20 protein-coding genes and 1 pseudogene are annotated in these 19,725 nt (G+C 37.5%); 9 read left to right on the top strand and 12 right to left on the bottom strand.

The window, feature by feature from the left end; all coding sequences use genetic code 11:
* Positions 1–42 precede the first annotated feature (42 nt).
* A complete protein-coding gene (locus tag AC4MDD_RS18385; RefSeq protein WP_004693132.1) occupies positions 43–744 on the top strand; it encodes an IS1 family transposase in 702 nt (233 codons plus the stop codon).
* Entirely contained in the window at positions 731–1,063 is a 333-nt protein-coding gene (locus AC4MDD_RS18380) for a type II toxin-antitoxin system death-on-curing family toxin (RefSeq protein ID WP_491882640.1), read from the top strand. The genes AC4MDD_RS18385 and AC4MDD_RS18380 overlap by 14 nt, the downstream gene beginning before the upstream one ends.
* A gap of 1 nt (position 1,064) precedes the next feature.
* Here AC4MDD_RS18380 and AC4MDD_RS18375 read toward each other — a convergent pair whose 3' ends face one another.
* The 4 genes from AC4MDD_RS18375 to AC4MDD_RS18360 all read right to left on the bottom strand — a co-directional run bounded on the left by AC4MDD_RS18375 (position 1,065) and on the right by AC4MDD_RS18360 (position 3,180).
* Positions 1,065–1,616 carry a macro domain-containing protein gene (locus AC4MDD_RS18375; RefSeq protein WP_000755487.1) on the bottom strand — a complete coding sequence of 184 codons (552 nt, stop codon included), beginning with the start codon at positions 1,614–1,616 and terminating at the stop codon, positions 1,065–1,067.
* 5 nt (positions 1,617–1,621) lie between these two features.
* Positions 1,622–2,305: a hypothetical protein gene (locus tag AC4MDD_RS18370; RefSeq protein WP_004679038.1), complete on the bottom strand. Its 684-nt coding sequence runs from the start codon at positions 2,303–2,305 to the stop codon at positions 1,622–1,624.
* Positions 2,306–2,557: 252 nt separating this feature from the next.
* Positions 2,558–2,953, bottom strand: a complete 396-nt coding sequence (vapC, locus tag AC4MDD_RS18365) for a type II toxin-antitoxin system tRNA(fMet)-specific endonuclease VapC (RefSeq protein WP_279693974.1) — start codon at positions 2,951–2,953, stop codon at positions 2,558–2,560.
* Positions 2,950–3,180, bottom strand: a complete 231-nt coding sequence (locus tag AC4MDD_RS18360) for an antitoxin (RefSeq protein ID WP_106440603.1) — start codon at positions 3,178–3,180, stop codon at positions 2,950–2,952. The genes vapC and AC4MDD_RS18360 overlap by 4 nt, the downstream gene beginning before the upstream one ends.
* Before the next feature lie 263 nt (positions 3,181–3,443).
* Here AC4MDD_RS18360 and AC4MDD_RS18355 point away from each other — a divergent pair.
* A protein-coding gene (locus AC4MDD_RS18355) for an IS3 family transposase (RefSeq protein WP_279698627.1) occupies positions 3,444–4,519 on the top strand; the annotation gives its coding sequence in 2 pieces (ribosomal slippage) (positions 3,444–3,696 and positions 3,696–4,519; 1,077 coding nt in all).
* A 39-nt stretch (positions 4,520–4,558) separates the two neighbouring features.
* Here AC4MDD_RS18355 and AC4MDD_RS18350 read toward each other — a convergent pair.
* Both AC4MDD_RS18350 and AC4MDD_RS18345 read right to left on the bottom strand, forming a co-directional pair.
* Positions 4,559–5,749, bottom strand: a pseudogene (locus AC4MDD_RS18350) (ISNCY family transposase); the annotation flags it as partial.
* A gap of 166 nt (positions 5,750–5,915) precedes the next feature.
* The gene (locus tag AC4MDD_RS18345; protein WP_491882639.1) at positions 5,916–7,250 is read right to left on the bottom strand and encodes an ISNCY family transposase; all 1,335 of its coding nucleotides are present in this window, start codon (positions 7,248–7,250) and stop codon (positions 5,916–5,918) included.
* A gap of 293 nt (positions 7,251–7,543) precedes the next feature.
* Between AC4MDD_RS18345 and AC4MDD_RS18340 the strand changes: the two genes are divergently transcribed.
* A complete protein-coding gene (locus AC4MDD_RS18340; protein WP_491882638.1) occupies positions 7,544–8,476 on the top strand; it encodes an IS5-like element ISAba12 family transposase in 933 nt (310 codons plus the stop codon).
* Positions 8,477–8,717: 241 nt separating this feature from the next.
* On the opposite strand, the gene AC4MDD_RS18335 is transcribed toward AC4MDD_RS18340, so the two are convergent.
* The 4 genes from AC4MDD_RS18335 to AC4MDD_RS18320 all read right to left on the bottom strand — a co-directional run bounded on the left by AC4MDD_RS18335 (position 8,718) and on the right by AC4MDD_RS18320 (position 13,180).
* On the bottom strand, positions 8,718–9,638 hold the full coding sequence (locus AC4MDD_RS18335) for a copper resistance protein B (protein ID WP_005006333.1): 921 nt from the start codon (positions 9,636–9,638) through the stop codon (positions 8,718–8,720).
* Positions 9,625–11,508, bottom strand: coding sequence for a copper resistance system multicopper oxidase (locus AC4MDD_RS18330; RefSeq protein WP_491882637.1), 1,884 nt, complete (start codon positions 11,506–11,508; stop codon positions 9,625–9,627). Before AC4MDD_RS18330 ends, AC4MDD_RS18335 begins: the two co-directional genes overlap by 14 nt.
* Positions 11,509–11,597: 89 nt before the next feature.
* Positions 11,598–12,742, bottom strand: a protein-coding gene (locus tag AC4MDD_RS18325; protein ID WP_126624276.1) for an IS3 family transposase whose coding sequence is annotated in 2 segments (ribosomal slippage) — positions 11,598–12,478 and positions 12,478–12,742 — 1,146 coding nt in all. Because the reading frame shifts where the segments join, the coding sequence is not laid out codon by codon here.
* 141 nt (positions 12,743–12,883) lie between these two features.
* A complete protein-coding gene (locus AC4MDD_RS18320) occupies positions 12,884–13,180 on the bottom strand; it encodes a hypothetical protein (protein WP_004281865.1) in 297 nt (98 codons plus the stop codon).
* A 148-nt stretch (positions 13,181–13,328) separates the two neighbouring features.
* Here AC4MDD_RS18320 and AC4MDD_RS18315 point away from each other — a divergent pair, with 148 nt between their 5' ends.
* A complete protein-coding gene (locus AC4MDD_RS18315) occupies positions 13,329–14,009 on the top strand; it encodes a heavy metal response regulator transcription factor (RefSeq protein WP_448766704.1) in 681 nt (226 codons plus the stop codon).
* Entirely contained in the window at positions 14,002–15,378 is a 1,377-nt protein-coding gene (locus tag AC4MDD_RS18310; RefSeq protein ID WP_491882636.1) for a heavy metal sensor histidine kinase, read from the top strand. Before AC4MDD_RS18315 ends, AC4MDD_RS18310 begins: the two co-directional genes overlap by 8 nt.
* A gap of 60 nt (positions 15,379–15,438) precedes the next feature.
* Here the strand turns inward: AC4MDD_RS18310 and AC4MDD_RS18305 are convergent, their stop codons facing one another.
* Entirely contained in the window at positions 15,439–16,371 is a 933-nt protein-coding gene (locus tag AC4MDD_RS18305) for an IS5-like element ISAba12 family transposase (protein WP_063454701.1), read from the bottom strand.
* A gap of 27 nt (positions 16,372–16,398) precedes the next feature.
* Positions 16,399–16,551: a YHS domain-containing protein gene (locus tag AC4MDD_RS18300; protein ID WP_491882635.1), complete on the bottom strand. Its 153-nt coding sequence runs from the start codon at positions 16,549–16,551 to the stop codon at positions 16,399–16,401.
* Between the two features lie 280 nt (positions 16,552–16,831).
* Here AC4MDD_RS18300 and AC4MDD_RS18295 point away from each other — a divergent pair, with 280 nt between their 5' ends.
* From AC4MDD_RS18295 to AC4MDD_RS18285, 3 genes are all read left to right on the top strand, one after another.
* A complete protein-coding gene (locus AC4MDD_RS18295) occupies positions 16,832–17,212 on the top strand; it encodes a copper resistance CopC family protein (RefSeq protein ID WP_279741808.1) in 381 nt (126 codons plus the stop codon).
* Between the two features lie 64 nt (positions 17,213–17,276).
* The gene (locus tag AC4MDD_RS18290; RefSeq protein ID WP_279737976.1) at positions 17,277–18,158 is read left to right on the top strand and encodes a copper resistance D family protein; all 882 of its coding nucleotides are present in this window, start codon (positions 17,277–17,279) and stop codon (positions 18,156–18,158) included.
* 121 nt (positions 18,159–18,279) lie between these two features.
* On the top strand, positions 18,280–19,212 hold the full coding sequence (locus AC4MDD_RS18285; RefSeq protein WP_053579251.1) for an IS5-like element ISAba12 family transposase: 933 nt from the start codon (positions 18,280–18,282) through the stop codon (positions 19,210–19,212).
* The last annotated feature ends 513 nt before the right edge of the window (positions 19,213–19,725 follow it).

Raw genomic sequence — 19,725 nt, 5'->3', positions numbered from 1 at the left:
TATGCTAAAAAAAAGCAGGTTGAATTTTGATAAAATAGAGAAATGCAAATAACTCTAGAAATCAAATGTCCAACCTGCCTCAGTGACAATATAAAGAAAAATGGCATCAAAGTAGATGGGAAACAGAACTACCAATGCAAAGACTGCAAACGTCAGTTTATTGGTGACCATGCTCTGAGCTATCTAGGATGTAATTCTGGCATTACTCGTAAAATATTACAGTTAATGGTCAGAGGCAGCGGTATACGAGATATCGCTGAAGTTGAGCGCATTAGTATCGGTAAAGTCTTACGGACTTTAACTGAATCGGCCTATCAAATTCAGCCTAAACAAAGTCATTATGAATCTCTCGAAGTAGATGAATTCTGGACTTTTGTTGGAAATAAAAATAATAAACAATGGCTTATTTACGCTTACCATCGAGAAACAGGTGAGATTGTTGCTTATGTTTGGGGTAAGAGAGATTTAGCTACAGTCCAAAGGTTGAAGACAAAGCTTAAACAATTAGGTATTCACTACACCCGAATTGCAAGTGATCATTGGGACAGTTTCATCACTGCTTTTAAAAACTGCAAGCAAAGTATTGGTAAGTTTTTTACTGTAGGAATTGAAGGTAATAATTGCAAAATAAGGCATCGAATAAGGCGTGGTTTTAGAAGAAGTTGTAATTTCTCCAAAAAGCTTGAAAACCATTTTAAAGCCTTCGACTTAACCTTCTTTTACATCAATAATGGCTTCATTTAATGTCAGCATACTTTTTAAAACACCACCAGAAAGCGTATTAAGCCGTATAGATCAGCAGATGTATTACAGCAATGTAAGCGACATTTTTGAGATCGCAGCATGGTTTGGTATAGCTATCTCAAAAGGTCATGCTTTTGTTGATGGTAATAAAAGAACTGGTTTAGCTGTAATGCTGACTTATCTCGAAATTCAAGGTGTTACCATTCAGGAACAAACAGGTTTAGATGATTTGATGGTCGATATTGTTGAATCAGAAGAAGAACATGAATTATTAGCCAAAATTGTGGCTGAATTCTTATACGAGCTTTCGATAATTTAAACTAAGAAATCAGAATCTGAATATTTGGATCATCGATATTCGATAAAAGATTCTTATAAATTAAATAATTTTCATCCTCTCGGCAGATAAAAAATACTTCTGCAACATGATCATATTGAGGCAACATAGAGAGTATAGTGCCAATCGCAATTTCAGCAGCCTTTTGAGGTGGAAAACCATAAACACCTGTACTAATACATGGAAAAGAAACAGTGAGTGCATGAATTTCATTAGCTTTGAATAGTGCATTACTATAAGCATCACAAAGCAATTGTGGCTCATTGTGTTCGCCATCTAACCATCGTGGTCCAACCGCATGAATAAGGTATTTAGCAGGCAGATTACCTGCTGTTGTTACTTCTGCTTGACCTGTAGGGCATCCACCTTTTTCTTGATTTAGACGAACACATTCTTCTTTCATCAATGGTCCAGCTTTTTTATGAATCACATAATCAAGTCCACCACCACCAAGCAAAGATTTATTTGCTGAGTTAACGATGGCATGTACAGCAAAAGCTGTTATATCTGCTTGGATGAGATGGACTTTTTTCATAAATTTTATGCAATACCGCGATCTTTTTTAAATTGAGAAATAATAGGATTTAATTCAGATCCACAGAATTCAATATACTCATTTGTAATTCCACGACCACTAGAAGGATGTGGCAACCCAACTACAGTGCAGTTTTCAAATTTATTGATATAAGCCAATGAGCCATGATAATCAGGCATTCTTAATGTTTGCAATTTTTCAATTTCATTGCCCATAATTGGAGTGAATTTATCCCTTACTTTATAAAATTTTAGTACCTTAGTTAAAAGCTCACTTCCCATAAACAGAATTACTTTAGGTCTAAGTTCTTCTATATGTGCTATGAAATTATCAACATTTTCATCTTGTTTGTAGAAAGGAATTGCAGAACGAGATTTTTTTGATTCTACAGCCCAATTAGTTTGTACAATCATTTTGTCGAAAGCATCGCCTAAGCCTTCCTCATTTAGAGGATGCCCCCACATAGAAAACCAAGTTCTAATTCTTTTATCGTATTTAATCCATGTCTTAGCAACATCACCATATCGCAATGATTTATTAGAAAAGGTACATTCTTTAGTCATATCTATTATAACTTCTTGCCCCTTACTTTGTGATTCTTCACCCCATTCATAACCACAAATCATTAATCCGTTTTTATCATTAAAGCCTGCGAAAATTGAATTTGCTAAATTTAGACTTTTTTCCATTTTATCTTCTCTGATACTTTTAAGATTCAAATTATCACATATATTTCATATATATCAATCATTTATATTTATTGGATTAGTGATGTAATTGCATCAACGGTTTTAACGAGGCTCTAGGTATCGCAATATTTATAACAAAAAATATATTTCATATAAATCATTTATATGGAGAGTTTTTTATAGATATAAAAATACACTTAACATAAAATCTCTTATTCGAATTCTAGCCCTGCATAGGGCTAGATATAGCGATTAGACCCAATTCTCTAGCTTCAGACCATCAATCCGTTCAAATTCTTTTATATTGTTCGTTACTAATACAACATCCAATGCCAAAGCATGAGCAGCGATCAGCATATCTAAGCTGCCAATCGGTTTACCTGTGGATTGAAGATCTTGGCGTAATTTGGCGTAATGCCAAATTGCTTGTTCATCGTAAGGAAGAATCTCTAAAGGTGACAAAAACTTGTTTAACGCGTGTTTATTGCGTTCAGATCCAGACTTCTCTACACCGAAAGCCAGCTCAGATGCCGTGATACTCGAAATCGCAAGCTGGCCGAGTTGATATTGCTTAAAGCGCTCAAAAACGTGTTGAGGCTTATTGTTGATGACATAGATACAAATATTTGTGTCTAAGAGGTAAATCATCTGAACTCCTCACGGAACTGTTCGCCTTGATCAGCTCGCTCCAATTGGAATCCAACCTCAAACTCATTGATAGCTTCTAACATGACATCCCAAGGATTGTCGATGGGCATGAGTAATACACCACGCCCGAAGCTTTTGATGGCCACTTCCGTGCCATTAAAGCGAAAGGCTTTAGGCAAGCGAACAGCCTGACTGCGACCAGTTTGAAATACTTTCGCAATTTCCATAATTACCTCCCGAAACCAAAATGTATATCATTGATACATACCATAGCATTAAATCTTGTAGAGTCAAAGTGAAATTAAAATCATAAGGCAATAAAAAACCCCGACATCCTGTCGGGATTTTTTATTCTCTATTTGTTAGATTAAGCTTGTAAGTGTATATACAATGAGAATTAAAGTTTTTATTGGTCCTATGGTAATCCCCCCTAAAAATAATAGGATCTAAAAGTAGAATTTTCTCTTAAGATACGAGCAGGAGATTCTGCATGAAAACATCTAAATTTACTGACAGTCAGATCATGTCCATCTTGAAACAGGCAGAATCTGGCACACCTGTAGCGACCCTTTGCCGTGAACACGGCATGAGTAATGCTACCTTTTATAAATGGCGTGCCAAATATGGTGGTATGGATACATCATTAATGGCTCGACTGAAAGAGCTAGAAGCCGAAAATACCAGACTTAAAAAGATGTATGCGGAAGAGCGATTAAAGGCCGAAATCATCCAGGAAGCGATGGCAAAAAAGTGGTAAAGCCATCTTGCCGGCGTAAGATGGCACAACAGGCAGTTGCCCAGCATGCCATTAGTATTCGTTTGGCTTGTAAAGCATTTGGCATTAGTGAAACCTGCTACCGCTATCAAGCCAAACTCAGCGATGACAATGCACTCATTGCTGAACAGCTCATTGAACTCACTGAGGAAAATTCCGATTGGGGCTTTGGTTTGTGCTTCTCGTATTTACGGCATGTTGAGAGTTGCTGCTGGAATCACAAGCGGGTTTACCGCATTTACTGTGAGTTGGCACTGAATCTGCGTATTAAACCGAGAAGAAGACTAAAACGGCATGCGCCTGAACCATTGAAAGAACCAATCCGAGAAAATCAGGTTTGGTCATTAGATTTTATGCATGATCAGCTTTCCGATGGTCGCAAGTTTCGATTATTGAATGTGATTGATGATCACCGCCGCGAAGGCCTAGCCATTGAAGCAGGGTTCTCATTGCCCACAATCAGGGTTATTCGTACGTTGAATCAATTGCTGGAGTGGAGAGAAAAACCGTTAGTGATCCGATGCGATAATGGTCCCGAATTTATCAGTCACGAATTTGTGCGCTGGGCTACTGAGCACGGTATTCGTATTGAATATATTCAACCGGGTAAGCCACAGCAGAATGCGTATATTGAACGCTATAATCGGACCATACGTTATAGTTGGCTGAGCAAGCATTTATTTGATACTTTGGATGAAGTACAAGATTATGCAACAAACTGGTTGTGGCATTACAACCATGAAAGACCACATCAAGCTAACAAAGGAAAGCCACCTCTAATGGCTGCTTAACCTCTACTTTTAACTTCGGTTATTTATGGGAGGATTACCGATATGAGCCAAGACTGAATCCAAACGTTTATTCTCGACGATCTCTCGCTGATTCAGCTGACTTAATTTATCAAAGATGCTGTAATTGATCTTTCTACCTTGATGCATGATAGCTACAGTACCATCCGGATATTCTAGAAACTCAAAATACTTACCGATCAACCTTTGATTTTCTTCGGTGTTTTCCAGGAGATATACGCATTTATCATAAGTAATCGTCAGGCTATTCGTGACTCTGCGGGGTTCACGCCAAGTAAAAATATCATCTAACTCTTCAGCTGTTTCCGTGATAGGCCGATGTAGATTCTTAGGATTAAAAGCCATCTTGGCGAACTTCTGATTGAACTGCTCAATGAAGCAGGGTAGCCAGGCATTAGCTGGCTCAATCGAACAGATGCCTTCCAGGCGCATCTCCTTGATCAGACGATCCTGAAGGGTTCTGTTAGCACGTTCTACACGGCCTTTGGCCTGCGGTGAATTGGCGAAGATGATATCGATATTCAGGGTGCTGAGTACACGTCCAAACTGGGTAATCTTGGTGTCTTTCTTGCTGCTTTGATTCACTCTAAAGACTGAATGTTTGTCGCTGTAAAACGCTAAAGGCTTACCGTGCTGTTCGACATATAAACGTGTTGAAATCATATAGTCAAAAGTTGATTCTGACTCACAGAAGCGTAAATGCTGTAATTTGCCTGTGGCATCATCAATGAACACCAGTAGGCAGCATTTAGCAGCGTGTCCTTCAAACCAGTCATGGTGTGAGCCATCAATTTGGATCAGCTCACCAAAGCAATCCCGGTTGTAACGAGGCTGATACGGGCGCTTCAGGCGCTTGGATCGAGGAATCCATAAGTCAGCTGCAATCATCCAGGAACGCAGGGTTTCTACTGAAAGATCGAATCCATGCACGGTGGTGAGCTTTTCATGCGCTAAAGTGGGTCCGAAACCATGGAGTTGGTCAGAAACAATATTGAGGCATTTGAGTCTGAGTTCTTCAGGAAGTTTGGAATTGCTGATTTGGCCACGACCGGCATGGGCTAATGCAACTGGACCTTGGGCTTTGTATTTCTGCAGTAAGCGTCTGATCTGACGTTCTGAAATATGAAGTAGCTGAGCAGCATGGGATTGAGTTATGCGTTGATCGCAGATTTCCTGCAAGACCGACAATCGTTTAAGTTCTTTATCCGACATAGACACCAACATATCAAACCGTCCGCTAAGGAAATTGCAGAAGTGCATATTCTAAAAGCGGACATTTTTACTTTGGAGAAACCGGACATTTCTATTTTGGAGTTACACTTAATGTTATTCACCAATTAAAATGTCTATGCGATAAACCATTTAAAATGTCCTGTTTTTAACCACAAGAGTCAAGCACAGGATTTAACTTTCTTTGTTCAATAACAGCTTTCTGAGCTTTACGACTCGGCATACTTTTCTTGAGACGGGAACGTTTATTCTGTTTTTCCAACTCTTCATGCTGTTGCTGAATATGTGCCAGAACTGTACCTAACCGTTTATTCTCAACGATCTCATTCTGCTGTAGCCCAGCTAATTTATTGAAAATGCTGTAGTTGAGCTTTCGTCCCTCGTGCATGAGGGCCACAGTGCCATCTGGGTACTCCAGAAATGAAATATATTGCCCAACAAGCTTATGATTCAGCTCTGTCGGTTCAAGCAGATAAATACATTTGTCATAGGTCAGGGTCAGATTCTTGGTGACCTTACGCGGTTCCTGCCAGGTAAAAATATCATCCAGTTCAAGATGAGATTCGGTTAATGGCCGATGTAAATTCTTTGAGTTTCGCGCACACTTGGCAAACTTCTGATTGAAATGCTCAATAAAGCAGGGCAGCCAGGCATTTGCCTCGGCAATTGAACAGATACCTTCTAGGCGCATTTCCTTGATCAGGCGATCCTGGAGTGTTCTATTGGCACGTTCCACACGGCCTTTGGCCTGGGGTGAGTTGGCGAAGATAATATCAATATTTAACTCATTCAGAATCCGCCCAAATTGCGTGATCTGGCTGTCCTGGCTCGATTTCTGGTTCACTCGGAAGACCGAATGTTTATCGCTATAAAAGGCCAGAGGCTTACCGTATTGTTCAATGTAGGCTCGGGTTGAAAGCATATAGTCGAAGGTCGTTTCCGCCTCACAGAAGCGCAGATGCAACAGCTTTCCAGTGGCATCATCGATATAAACCAGCAAGCAGCACTTAGCAGCGCGTCCTTCGAACCAGTCATGATATGAGCCATCAATCTGGATTAGCTCACCGAAGCAATCCCGGTTATAACGTGGCTGATATGGACGTTTAAGGCGCTTGGATCGTGGAATCCAGAGGTCATTTGCAGTCATCCAGCGCCGAAGCGTTTCTACCGGGATATTCAGGTCAAACATGCTGCTGAGCTTCTCATGGGCCAAGGTAGGTCCAAATCCCAGCAGATGTTCAGAAATAATGGAAAGACATTTTGATTTTAATAAATCATCATGGCGACGATGGCCAGGTTGACTACGACTGGCATGCGCCATACCTGAAACACCATCTTGATTGAGCTTCTGTAATAACCGGGTAATTTGACGGGTTGAAAGATTAAGGATTTCAGCAGCACGGACTTGTGTAATACGATGATCTCGAACGTCTTGCAGAACAGCAAGACGTTGAATTTCTTTGTCAGACATAGTGATCAGCATCTATATTTCATATCCAGTCCATGATGTTTAAGCCATCATAAACTAGACATTTTTATTGGTGAGAATATAGACACTTTAAATGGGTTCTAACACTTAAATTTCGTATAATATAGATTATGTTAAATCCGATACACCGAACAATAACTTCTAATTCCTGTTGTTTTGAATGCCATTATCAAATAATTTTTTAAGATTGATCCGATCCATCAAATGCCGGCACTAAACAACTAATTTTATTGGGCTTTGTTGCACAAACCTATCTGTAAAGGGTTTTTCAGCGATATAATTTTCAAATGAAGAAGCCTACACACAAAATCTACCGCACAACCAATTGGCCCGCATATAACCGAGCACTCATGAGTTGCGGAAATATTGCCATTTGGTTTGATCCTGCTACGCAATGGTATGCGCCATCAAAAGGCAAACAAGGGCGAAATCAAACCTACTCCGACGCAGCCATCCAATGCTGCTTAATGATTAAATCCTTATTCCGTCTGTCTTTACGTATGGTCACTGGCTTTGTGCAAAGTCTGATTAAACTTTGCGGATTAAATTGGACCGCACCAGATTACACCACGCTTTGTAGAAGACAAAAGCATATTGATATTGTAATCAGCTACCAAAAAAGTAGCGATGGGCTGCATCTACTGATGGACTCTACAGGCATGAAGTTTCTAGGTGAGGGCGAATGGAAACGCAAGAAACATGGACCTGAATATCGTCGCCAATGGCGTAAACTTCATATTGGTATAGATGCTAAAACCCTACAAATACGAGCAGTTCAGCTTACAACCAATAATGTCAGTGATTCACAGGTGCTTGGTGATTTACTTAATCAGATTCCACAAGATGAGCAGATTAACTCTGTTTATACCGATGGAGCTTATGACACCAAGCAATGCCGTCAGGTCATTGCAGATCGGCAAGCGCATGCGGTGATTCCACCTAGAAAAAATGCGAAACCATGGAAAGATACAAAGAGTAGCTCGCTAGAGCGAAATGAATTACTTCGAACAATTAAACGTTTAGGCAGGACACTATGGAAAAAATGGTCAGGCTATCATCGTCGAAGTTTGGTTGAAACTAAGATGCATTGCATCAAATTATTAGGAGATAAACTCAGTGCAAGGAGTTTTGATAGCCAAGTGAATGAGATCCATGCACGTGTAGCAGTCCTTAACAGATTTACGGAATTAGGTCGACCACTTACCCAAGTTACGCCTTAAATTTGGCTCAATTAGGGGCGCTTTGCATTTCAAATCTTTGTGCAACAAAGCCACGGGCTATTAATTTTTGACCCTGTCTCCATACCATTCATATGTGCAATATTTATTCGACTTTTTTCTTGAGAGTGGGGCATCTGCATGGATTATATTTTTTGTGAAGACATTAAAATTATTAAGGAAATGGCAATTATAAGATGAAAGGAATAGTACGCTAAACTACTATTCCTTTCATTAAATTATTTTAAAAAACTAATTCGATGCCTGCACCATATTTCCAGCCTTTTTCAGAATCCGTAGCCTCTTGCATAGAAGTGGCTTTCTGTCCTTTTTCATATTGGTAAGCAACGTCAATAAAAGGTTTAATTCGCTTAGTAATTTCATATCGGGTTTTGATCCCCGTTTTTAGTTCTGATAAACCTGATTTTGCAGCATAGTCAGAATCATCACTAAATACTACATCTGCTTCGATGTAAGGTTGAGTAATAAGTTTTTGAGTTAAAATTAAATCACGTTCGAATTCAAAACTTGTTCCCCAAAAGTTATTCTCTCCTCCATAAAGATATGCTTGTGTCTCAAAGAAATAAGGGGCTAATCCTAATATACCGATAACACCATCAATCCGATTGTTGTTTGGGCTGTTTTTATCTTCACTATATCGAACACCTGTTTGCACATCCCAAAATGGGGCTACATTACGACTATAGAGTGCAGATATATCATAATTAATATCACTGCTTTCTGGCTTTGCTAGATTCGCTTCGATAAATATACGATTTTCATCTGTCCCAATCAAAGTTTCAAACTTCGTTCCTAGTGTACCCTTACCATCTTCATCAACTATCCATGCATTTTCAAGTTTTGTTGCTTGATAAATTTGTCCGCCATGTTCTTTAAGATGATCATCATGAGATGGGGCTGATCTCTTTCTTGCGGTCAGAATAATATTATCTCCCCCATTTGCATTTTCCATTGAATAATATTCTGGATACAATTCTTGGGGGCTATATCTTAAGCCACCAGACTCCTGTAATAAGACTCTCATACCATTTGTAATATTACTTTCTTGTTCCGAAGTGCTGCTATTAGCAAAAGTTAAGTTTGATATACTTACTAATGCAATTGATAAGACTGTTTTTGAGAAGAAATTCTTAGTGATTTGCATGTGGATTTACTCCCTTCTCACTTATTGGGGGCTGAGCAACAATATTTTTTGAAACACTATCTTTGTCTACTTGGGCGACAATTAGTTTATTCATCATTCCTGCACTCATATGGTAAAGCAGGTGACAATGAATAGCCCACTCACCTAACTCATCAGCTGTGAGTAGAGTAGTTATAGTTTTCCCTGGTGGAACAATTACAGTATGTTTATTTGGTATATTGCTTGGATCTTGACCATTTTCAAGCTGCATGAACATACCATGTAAGTGCATTGGGTGAGCCATCATACTGTCATTTATAAATTTCAATCTAATCCGTTCACCATATTTAACTTCTAATGGCTCCGTTTCATTGAATTTTTTACCATTGATTGTCCAGATATAACGCTCCATATTTCCGCCAAGTCGTACTTCAATTTCGCGTTCTGGAGCACGAGTATCTTGTTGTTGGTCAAGAGCTTGAAGATCACTATATTGCAATGCTTTATTACCTACAGGGGTTGAAGCATTTGCCCATCCAAATACAGTATCGTCATTTGTATTTGATGAGTTTTTAGGAGCGGTATTCATTGACATGTCATGCTTCATATCTTTCATAGAAGACATATCATGATTCATATCTTTCATAGAAGACATATCATGATTCATATCTTTCATAGATGACATGTCATGCTTCATATCTTTCATAGAAGACATATCATGATTCATATCTTTCATAGAAGACATATCATGATTCATATCTTTCATAGAAGACATATCATGATTCATATCTTTCATAGATGACATGTCATGGCTCATCCCCATATCTTCCATAGTTAATAAAGCACGAGGGCGAGATTTAGGCATCTCAATTTGTTTGACTGCTGGGCTGCTTTCTTCATGTAATGTTCCCACTGAAAAACCGGTACGATCAATAGATTCAGCTTCAATTTGGTAATGTGCTTGTTTTGGTTCCACAATTACGTCATAAGTTTCAGCAGTACCAATACGGAACTCATCTACAGGAACGGGCTTTACAGGTTGACCATCAGCACTGACTACAGTCATTTTTAGGTTTGGAATGCGTACATCAAAGAATGACATAGCGGAAGCATTAATAAAACGAAGGCGAACTTTTTCACCAGCTTTGAAGTTACCCGTCCAATTTTGCTGAGGTGTCTTGCCATTCATTAAAAATGTATAACCAGTCACATCGGACATATCTGTTTTCAGCATTCGCATCTGATTCCACATAGAACGGTCTTGCCAAGTCGCTTTTAGCCCATCACGTTTAACTTGTTTTAATACATCGAATACTGTTTCGCGGCGGTTCTGATAGTAGTCTGCTTCTTTTTTAATATTTTTCATAATTTGATCACTTGTCGAATTATGAAAATCAGAAAGCAAAACAACGTAATCTTTATCGGTTTTTTCAGCAGCTGTTAGTGGAGTTTTATCTTTAGGATAAATAACAAAAGCACCATATAAACCGTCTTGTTCTTGTCCTTTACTATGTGAATGATACCAATAAGTACCATTTTGGCGGACTTTAAACTTATATTCATAAGTTTTATTAGGGGCAATGCCATTAAATTTGTTAAATCCAGGTACACCATCCATAATTCCAGGTAATAATAAACCATGCCAATGGATTGAAGAGTCTTGATTTTTTAACTTATTGTGAACACGGATAACGGCCTCATCACCTTCTTCAAATTCAAGAAGTGGTGCAACGAATTTACCATTTACAGTAATTCTCTCAACTGGTTTTCCTGTGATATTTACAGTTTGTTCAGCGATTGTTAAATCATATTCTTTAACTGCCGCCATTACCCAAGTTGATGAAAATAAACCAACTCCAATTAAGAGTATATGACTTAACTTTTTTGACATTCTATCTCACCTTTAGAAAGGTCAAGATAGAGGTGGTCCCACATGTTTGAACAACTAAAAGCTTATTTATAAGTGATACTCTGCTCTAGTTAAGCTACCTTATTTTGTTGTGGTAGCTGGTCATAGTAAAACTCATCTGGAGTCATTTTGTCCAGACTCGAATGAGGTCGTTTCAAATTATAAAATTCAAAATATGCGTTTAATTGCTTCTTCGCATCCAAAACATTGCTGTAGGCTTTGAGATACACCTCTTCATATTTAACGCTCCGCCATAATCGTTCAACCATCACATTATCAACCCATCGACCTTTACCATCCATACTGATTTGAATGCCATTTGATTTCAATACATCAATAAATGCATCACTGGTAAACTGACTGCCTTGGTCTGTATTAAATATTTCAGGTCGACCATATTTTTCAATAGCTTCATTTAATGTTTCTATGCAAAATGTAACCTCCATACTAATCGATACTCTATGCGCAAGTACCTTGCGGCTATGCCAATCAATCACAGCACATAAATAAACAAAGCCTTTTGCCATAGGGATATACGTTATATCCGTAGACCACACTTGATTACTGCGCTGAATAGCCAATCCTTTGAGCAGATATGGATATTTGCGGTGAGCTTGATTAGCCTGGCTTAAATTTGGTTTGCAATATAACGCATTAATGCCCATTTTCTTCATTAAAGTACGTGTATGACGTCGTCCTATATGATGTCCTTGACGATTCAACAAATCACGCATCATACGGCTACCTGCAAAAGGGTATTGCATATGTAACTCATCCATACACCGCATCAGCTTCAGATCTGATGTACTCACAGGTTTTGGGCGATAGTAATAACAACCACGGGAGACTTTCAGCAGCTGAGCTTGCTTAGATACTGAAATCTGAAGTGAGTCATCGATTAACTTTTGTGGTTGAAGCGGCCCAGTTTCTTCAACACACCTTCTAAAAAATCAATTTCTAATGCCTGCTCACCGATTTTTGCATGTAGTTTTTTTAGATCGATGGGTGGTTCTGTTGGAGCTTTTGATTGATCGAAAGCTTGCGAGGAAGCTGAAATCAGTTGATTTTTCCAGTCGATAATTTGGTTTTGATGAACATCAAATTCAGCACTCAATTCAGCAAGTGTTTTTTCTGCTTTAATCGCAGCAAGTGCTACCTTAGCTTTAAAATCATTTGAATGATTTCTTCTTGGTCTACGTGCCATAAAATACTCCATATATTGATGTTTATAACATCATTTGGGGAGCAAAATATCACTTATAAGTGTTGTTCAAATTTCCTGATCCACCTCTAGATTGAAGTAATAAAGCAAATATTTAGTATAAACTTTAATACTTCTTTCTCGCTATTTATAAAATTATTTATTGCTACTAGGCATATTCATCTTTGAATGATCCATTTTAGAATGGTCCATATTCATCATAGAATGATCCATTTTTGACATGTCAGATGAGTTAGGAGACTGATGTTGACTATGATCTTGCTGAGTCTTGTCATCTTTTTCCATTTTACAAGGTTTTGTACAAGGTTCCTGTGCTTTTACCGTTTTAGTGGCACTTGAGGTTGATACATCTTTTGCCCAAGATTGAGTACCAGCAATTAAAGTTCCAGCACACATTAAAATTGTTAGACTACGACGCACTACAGTTTTCATAAGTTTCTCTAAAAGTTAATTTCTTGCTACTACAATAAAGTGAAGCACTGAACATCTAAGTGACTTGAAAATGACATTTTTGTAATCTATCTCGATCAGATGTTTTATAACGTTATTATAGTTTTAATGAATGACTTAGGATTCGAAAATGAGAATACTATTAGTTGAAGATGAACAAAAAACTGGTGATTATCTCAAGCAAGGTTTATCCGAAGCTGGCTATATTACGGACTGGGTTACAGATGGGTTAACGGGTAAACATCAAGCTCTTTCTGAAGAGTATGACTTAATTATTTTAGACGTGATGTTACCTGGACTAAATGGTTGGAATATTATCAATGATATTCGTAGCAGCGGTAAAACAATGCCCATTCTTTTTCTTACCGCCCGAGATCAAATCGAAGATCGAGTAAAAGGATTAGAGCTAGGCGCTGATGATTATTTAGTTAAGCCTTTTGCTTTTGCAGAGCTTCTAGCTCGAATAAAAACGCTCCTTAGACGAGGGCAACAAAGAGAAGATAATAATATTATTAAGATTGCTGATTTAGAACTTGATTTGAGAAAACGTCGGGTAACACGAGCAGGTCAACGCATTGATTTAACGGCTAAAGAATTTGCTCTTATGGAGCTTTTTATGCGTAGAAGAGGTGAAATTCTACCAAGAGCACTTATTGCATCTCAAATTTGGGATATGAACTTTGATAGTGATACAAATGTAGTTGAAGTCGCTATTAAACGATTAAGAAATAAAGTAGATAGTAATTTTACCCCTAAGTTAATTCAAAATATTAGAGGAATGGGGTATGTATTAGAGGTAGAAAATGAATAATAAATTATTCAAATCTATCAGTTTTCGTATTGGTATTATTTTCTCATTATCGACTATATTCATTCTCATTATGATGGGGTTTTTCATCCATAAATTAGTGATGCATCATTTTGAAACGCAAGATCGTACCCAATTAGAAGGGAAAATCCAGCTAGTTCAAAACCTTCTTAAACAAAACCCTAAAAACTCTCCAAAACTTAATTTATATTTGAAAGATGCTTTAGTTGGGCATCATGATCTGATTGTTCAAATTGAACGACCCACAGGCCAAATTCTATTCAGTACTGCCCCTTCAATGATTAATTCCCAAAAGTTAATGAAAACAGCGGATAGTTCGTGGATTGAGTGGAAACTTCAGGGTAAAACTTATCGGGGGATTATCTATAACGCGAATATAGTTGAAAATTCTGAAATAAAATCTACTCAAATTATTGTCGGTATAGATACCTCTGAGCATCTGTATTTTTTAAATGATTTTAAGCGTCAACTTTTTTATATAGGTTTAGCTGGTACGTTATGTTTAATGTTTTTAGGATGGTTTGCAACTTGGCGAGGTTTAAGGCCAGTGCAAAAAATGGCTAAAGTCGCAGAAGGCATTTCAGCACAACACCTTTCAGAACGTTTAGAAATTGAGAATATACCTACTGAACTAAAGTCCTTAGCAATAGCCTTTAACGATATGTTGGATAGGCTAGAATCAGCTTTAGAGAAACTTTCCGATTTTTCATCTGATTTAGCGCATGAAATTAGGACACCCATTAATAATTTAATGACTCAAACTCAAGTCTGTCTCGCTCGTAGCAGAGATACAAATACCTATCAAGAAATATTATTCTCTAATCTGGAAGAGTTTGAGCATTTAGCGAGAATGGTTTCCGATATGCTGTTTTTAGCAAAAGCGGAACATGGTTTAAATTTAACTAACTTACAGCAAGTCGATTTAGTTAAAGAAGTCAGCGCTTTATTTGATTTCTATGATGCTTTTGCTGCTGAAAAAAATATGAAACTCAAGCAAACAGGGTATGGCAGTGTAAAAGGTGATCCTGCGATGTTACGTCGTGCTTTAAGTAATCTATTGTCTAATGCCGTTAAATACGGAAAAACCGACTCTACCATCCATATAAAATGTCAGCAGAACTTAGAAAACACAATATTCTCAATCGAAAATGAAGGTCCTCAACTATCTACTGAACAATTATCTCGATTATTTGATCGATTTTATCGAACAGATGCATCTAGACAAAGGATAGAGGAAGGAACGGGATTGGGATTAGCCATAACCAAATCTATTCTTGATATGCTTGGAGCAACTATTCAAGCAGAATCAAAAAATGGTCGAATAATATTTACTATTATTTTTCAAAGGTAAGTTTAAACGGCTTTGTTGCACAAAGATTTGAAATGCAAAGCGCCCCTAATTGAGCCAAATTTAAGGCGTAACTTGGGTAAGTGGTCGACCTAATTCCGTAAATCTGTTAAGGACTGCTACACGTGCATGGATTTCATTCACTTGGCTATCAAAACTCCTTGCACTGAGTTTATCGCCTAATAATTTGATGCAATGCATCTTAGTTTCAACCAAACTTCGACGATGATAGCCTGACCATTTTTTCCATAGTGTCCTGCCTAAACGTTTAATTGTTCGAAGTAATTCATTTCGCTCTAGCGAGCTACTCTTTGTATCTTTCCATGGTTTCGCATTTTTTCTAGGTGGAATCACCGCATGCGCTTGCCGATCTGCAATGACCTGACGGCATTGCTTGGTGTCATAAGCTCCATCGGTATAAACAGAGTTAATCTGCTCATCTTGTGGAATCTGATTAAGTAAATCACCAAGCACCTGTGAATCACTGACATTATTGGTTGTAAGCTGAACTGCTCGTATTTGTAGGGTTTTAGCATCTATACCAATATGAAGTTTACGCCATTGGCGACGATATTCAGGTCCATGTTTCTTGCGTTTCCATTCGCCCTCACCTAGAAACTTCATGCCTGTAGAGTCCATGAGTAGATGCAGCCCATCGCTACTTTTTTGGTAGCTGATTACAATATCAATATGCTTTTGTCTTCTACAAAGCGTGGTGTAATCTGGAGCTATCCAATTTAATCCGCAAAGTTTAATCAGACTTTGCACAAAGCCAGTGACCATACGTAAAGACAGACGGAATAAGGATTTAATCATTAAGCAGCATTGGATGGCTGCGTCGGAGTAGGTTTGATTTCGCCCTTGTTTGCCTTTTGATGGCGCATACCATTGCGTAGCAGGATCAAACCAAATGGCAATATTTCCGCGACTCATGAGTGCTCGGTTATATGCGGGCCAATTGGTTGTGCGGTAGATTTTGTGTGTAGGCTTCTTCATTTGAAAATTATATCGCTGAAAAACCCTTTACAGATAGGTTTGTGCAACAAAGCCTTTTTGACTACAAAAATAATATTTTTTTGCCTCATATTCATGATGATAAGTAGAATCCTGAGTAATGTTCATTCCACACACTGGATCCTTAAGTGCATTTTCATTGATTGGATCTTTTTGATTCATAATCATCCTCACTCATGTTTAGAGACACTTTCAGTTTGAGTAATTCATCATTTTTATAAAGAAACAGTTCAACTGATCAATTACTACTGTTTGATTTTTAAATGAGTTTAGCATCTGTTTTTTTGTATTTTTCAAAATGACATAAATGTAATTTTGAAGTCATCACTATGTTTCTATGTTTGATTAATAATTGAAATATAACTGGAGGTGGCGAAGTCTTATTAAATATAGATTTTATAAAGTCATTTCTAATGAATTACCAGATCAAGAGGAAACATAAATGAAATTATTTCAAAACAAAATGACCGCTCTACGCAATGTGTTAGTAGGTATCACTATGATAGTCGCAACTACAAATACATTCGCTCATGTGGGTTTGTTGAGTGCAACTCCTGCGGTAAATTCATCTGTTCTTAGTCAGCCAAAGAATTTGACCCTTAATTTTGGTGCAGAAGTAATGTTGATGAATGTTAAGTTGTTAGATGCTCAACGAAAAGATATCCCACTAAAATATCAAGTTAGTCATGATTTAAAAAAATCATTCGATATTGCAGTTCCGAAACTTAAAAAAGGTAAATATACCGTTGTTTGGACAACAATGGGGAAAGATGGTCATAACATGAATGGTGAATATAACTTCACTATCCAATCATCAAAATAAAAATTAATAATTCCTCAACATGCCAGCAATTTGCTGGCATGTTGTTCTAGCATAGGGAACAATAATGATTTCTGAATATTGGATGTGGGCGACGTGGTTAACTAAGGTTTTTTTATACCTTAGTGTAGCTTTTGTTGTAGGTGGGTTCTTCTGTTATGTCTTACTTAGACAATATCTTGTAATCAAAGAATCTCTTCTTAAATATATTACAATTGGTGCTGGATTAGGTTTGATTTCTAGCACATTAGGTTTTTTTATTCTAAATGGTAGTTTTGCTAATTCAGGTCTTATAGGTATGTGGGATCTCACATATTTAAATATCCTGATTAATACTCCTACGGGACAAATACAAATTATTCGGTCTATCAGCTTTGCTCTTTTACTAATAATTATGTTGGTAAAACTGAGCCGTAGAAAGATGGAAGTTTCTATAACAGAAAGTACAATATTTATTATTTTATTGACTCCTATTCTCTTTAGTTTTTCTCAACTCGGTCATGTGGCTAATTTACCATTTTTTGCTCAAATCTTGTTATCTGTCCATGTTTTATTCATGTCTTTATGGATGGGATCATTGTACCCTTTATGGAAAATCAGTCGAAAAATAAGTGGTTTACCTTTAAAGGATCGTATGCATATATTTGGGCGTATTGCAGCCTTTATTGTGGCCATACTAATCGTGTGTGGTACAAGTATAGCTTTCCTTTTATTTAAAGATATTAATAGTTTAATAAATACTCCTTATGGCTTGGGATTTATTATTAAAATACTTTTTGTCATGAGTATTTTAATGTTGGCAGCTTTCAATAAGTGGTATTTTACCCCACGCTTACAAAATCCTAAATTCGCTAAAAATCTGAGTTATGCCATTTTATTTGAAATGTTCCTAGGCTTTTCAATTCTTTTAATGACAGGATATATAACATCAGTGGTGGGAATTGAATAAGGTATCTTTAAGTAAGATTTTATTTTCTAAATTTTGGTTTATGTATTTGATTTATATATAATAAAGGGGCTTTGTTGCACAAACCTATCTGTAAAGGGTTTTTCAGCGATATAATTTTCAAATGAAGAAGCCTACACACAAAATCTACCGCACAACCAATTGGCCCGCATATAACCGAGCACTCATGAGTCGCGGAAATATTGCCATTTGGTTTGATCCTGCTACGCAATGGTATGCGCCATCAAAAGGCAAACAAGGGCGAAATCAAACCTACTCCGACGCAGCCATCCAATGCTGCTTAATGATTAAATCCTTATTCCGTCTGTCTTTACGTATGGTCACTGGCTTTGTGCAAAGTCTGATTAAACTTTGCGGATTAAATTGGATAGCTCCAGATTACACCACGCTTTGTAGAAGACAAAAGCATATTGATATTGTAATCAGCTACCAAAAAAGTAGCGATGGGCTGCATCTACTCATGGACTCTACAGGCATGAAGTTTCTAGGTGAGGGCGAATGGAAACGCAAGAAACATGGACCTGAATATCGTCGCCAATGGCGTAAACTTCATATTGGTATAGATGCTAAAACCCTACAAATACGAGCAGTTCAGCTTACAACCAATAATGTCAGTGATTCACAGGTGCTTGGTGATTTACTTAATCAGATTCCACAAGATGAGCGGATTGACTCTGTTTATACCGATGGAGCTTATGACACCAAGCAATGCCGTCAGGTCATTGCAGATCGGCAAGCGCATGCGGTGATTCCACCTAGAAAAAATGCGAAACCATGGAAAGATACAAAGAGTAGCTCGCTAGAGCGAAATGAATTACTTCGAACAATTAAACGTTTAGGCAGGACACTATGGAAAAAATGGTCAGGCTATCATCGGCGAAGTTTGGTTGAAACTAAGATGCATTGCATCAAATTATTAGGCGATAAACTCAGTGCAAGGAGTTTTGATAGCCAAGTGAATGAAATCCATGCACGTGTAGCAGTCCTTAACAGATTTACGGAATTAGGTCGACCACTTACCCAAGTTACGCCTTAAATTTGGCTCAATTAGGGGCGCTTTGCATTTCAAATCTTTGTGCAACAAAGCCAATGGTTGTCCACCTATTTTTAAACAATAACAAGGGCTTTAGATTTTCTACCCATTAATTCAATTAAAAATGGGGGTATTACCATTGAACGTTCGATCTCAAACATTATAACTTCAAGATCAAGTACTTAAAATTATCAAAATGGTAAAAAGAATAAATTTAAATCGTTAAATAGAAAATCATGTAAAAATACTCAAAATCTTGCAATAAGTACAATCGCAACGTAAGATGAGAATTGCAGTGAAGTCATTTTAAATTCCGTGTACGGCAAATTGCATTACATGGAACAAACCCACAATAGTTACAGCTATTGTGGGTCATTATCCCCTGTTCTCAACTAAGTTATAAGAAAAATACCCCTATCATTCGATTGATTCCTTTATATAAATAATAAAGTAAATATTTGTTTTCCATGAAATTTTATAAAATTCAGTATTAGACCTGTAGCGAAAACTTATCAA

This window comes from Acinetobacter sp. CAU_H_29a_1, from assembly GCF_058599505.1.
This window is presented reverse-complemented; position numbering and strand designations above follow the sequence as displayed.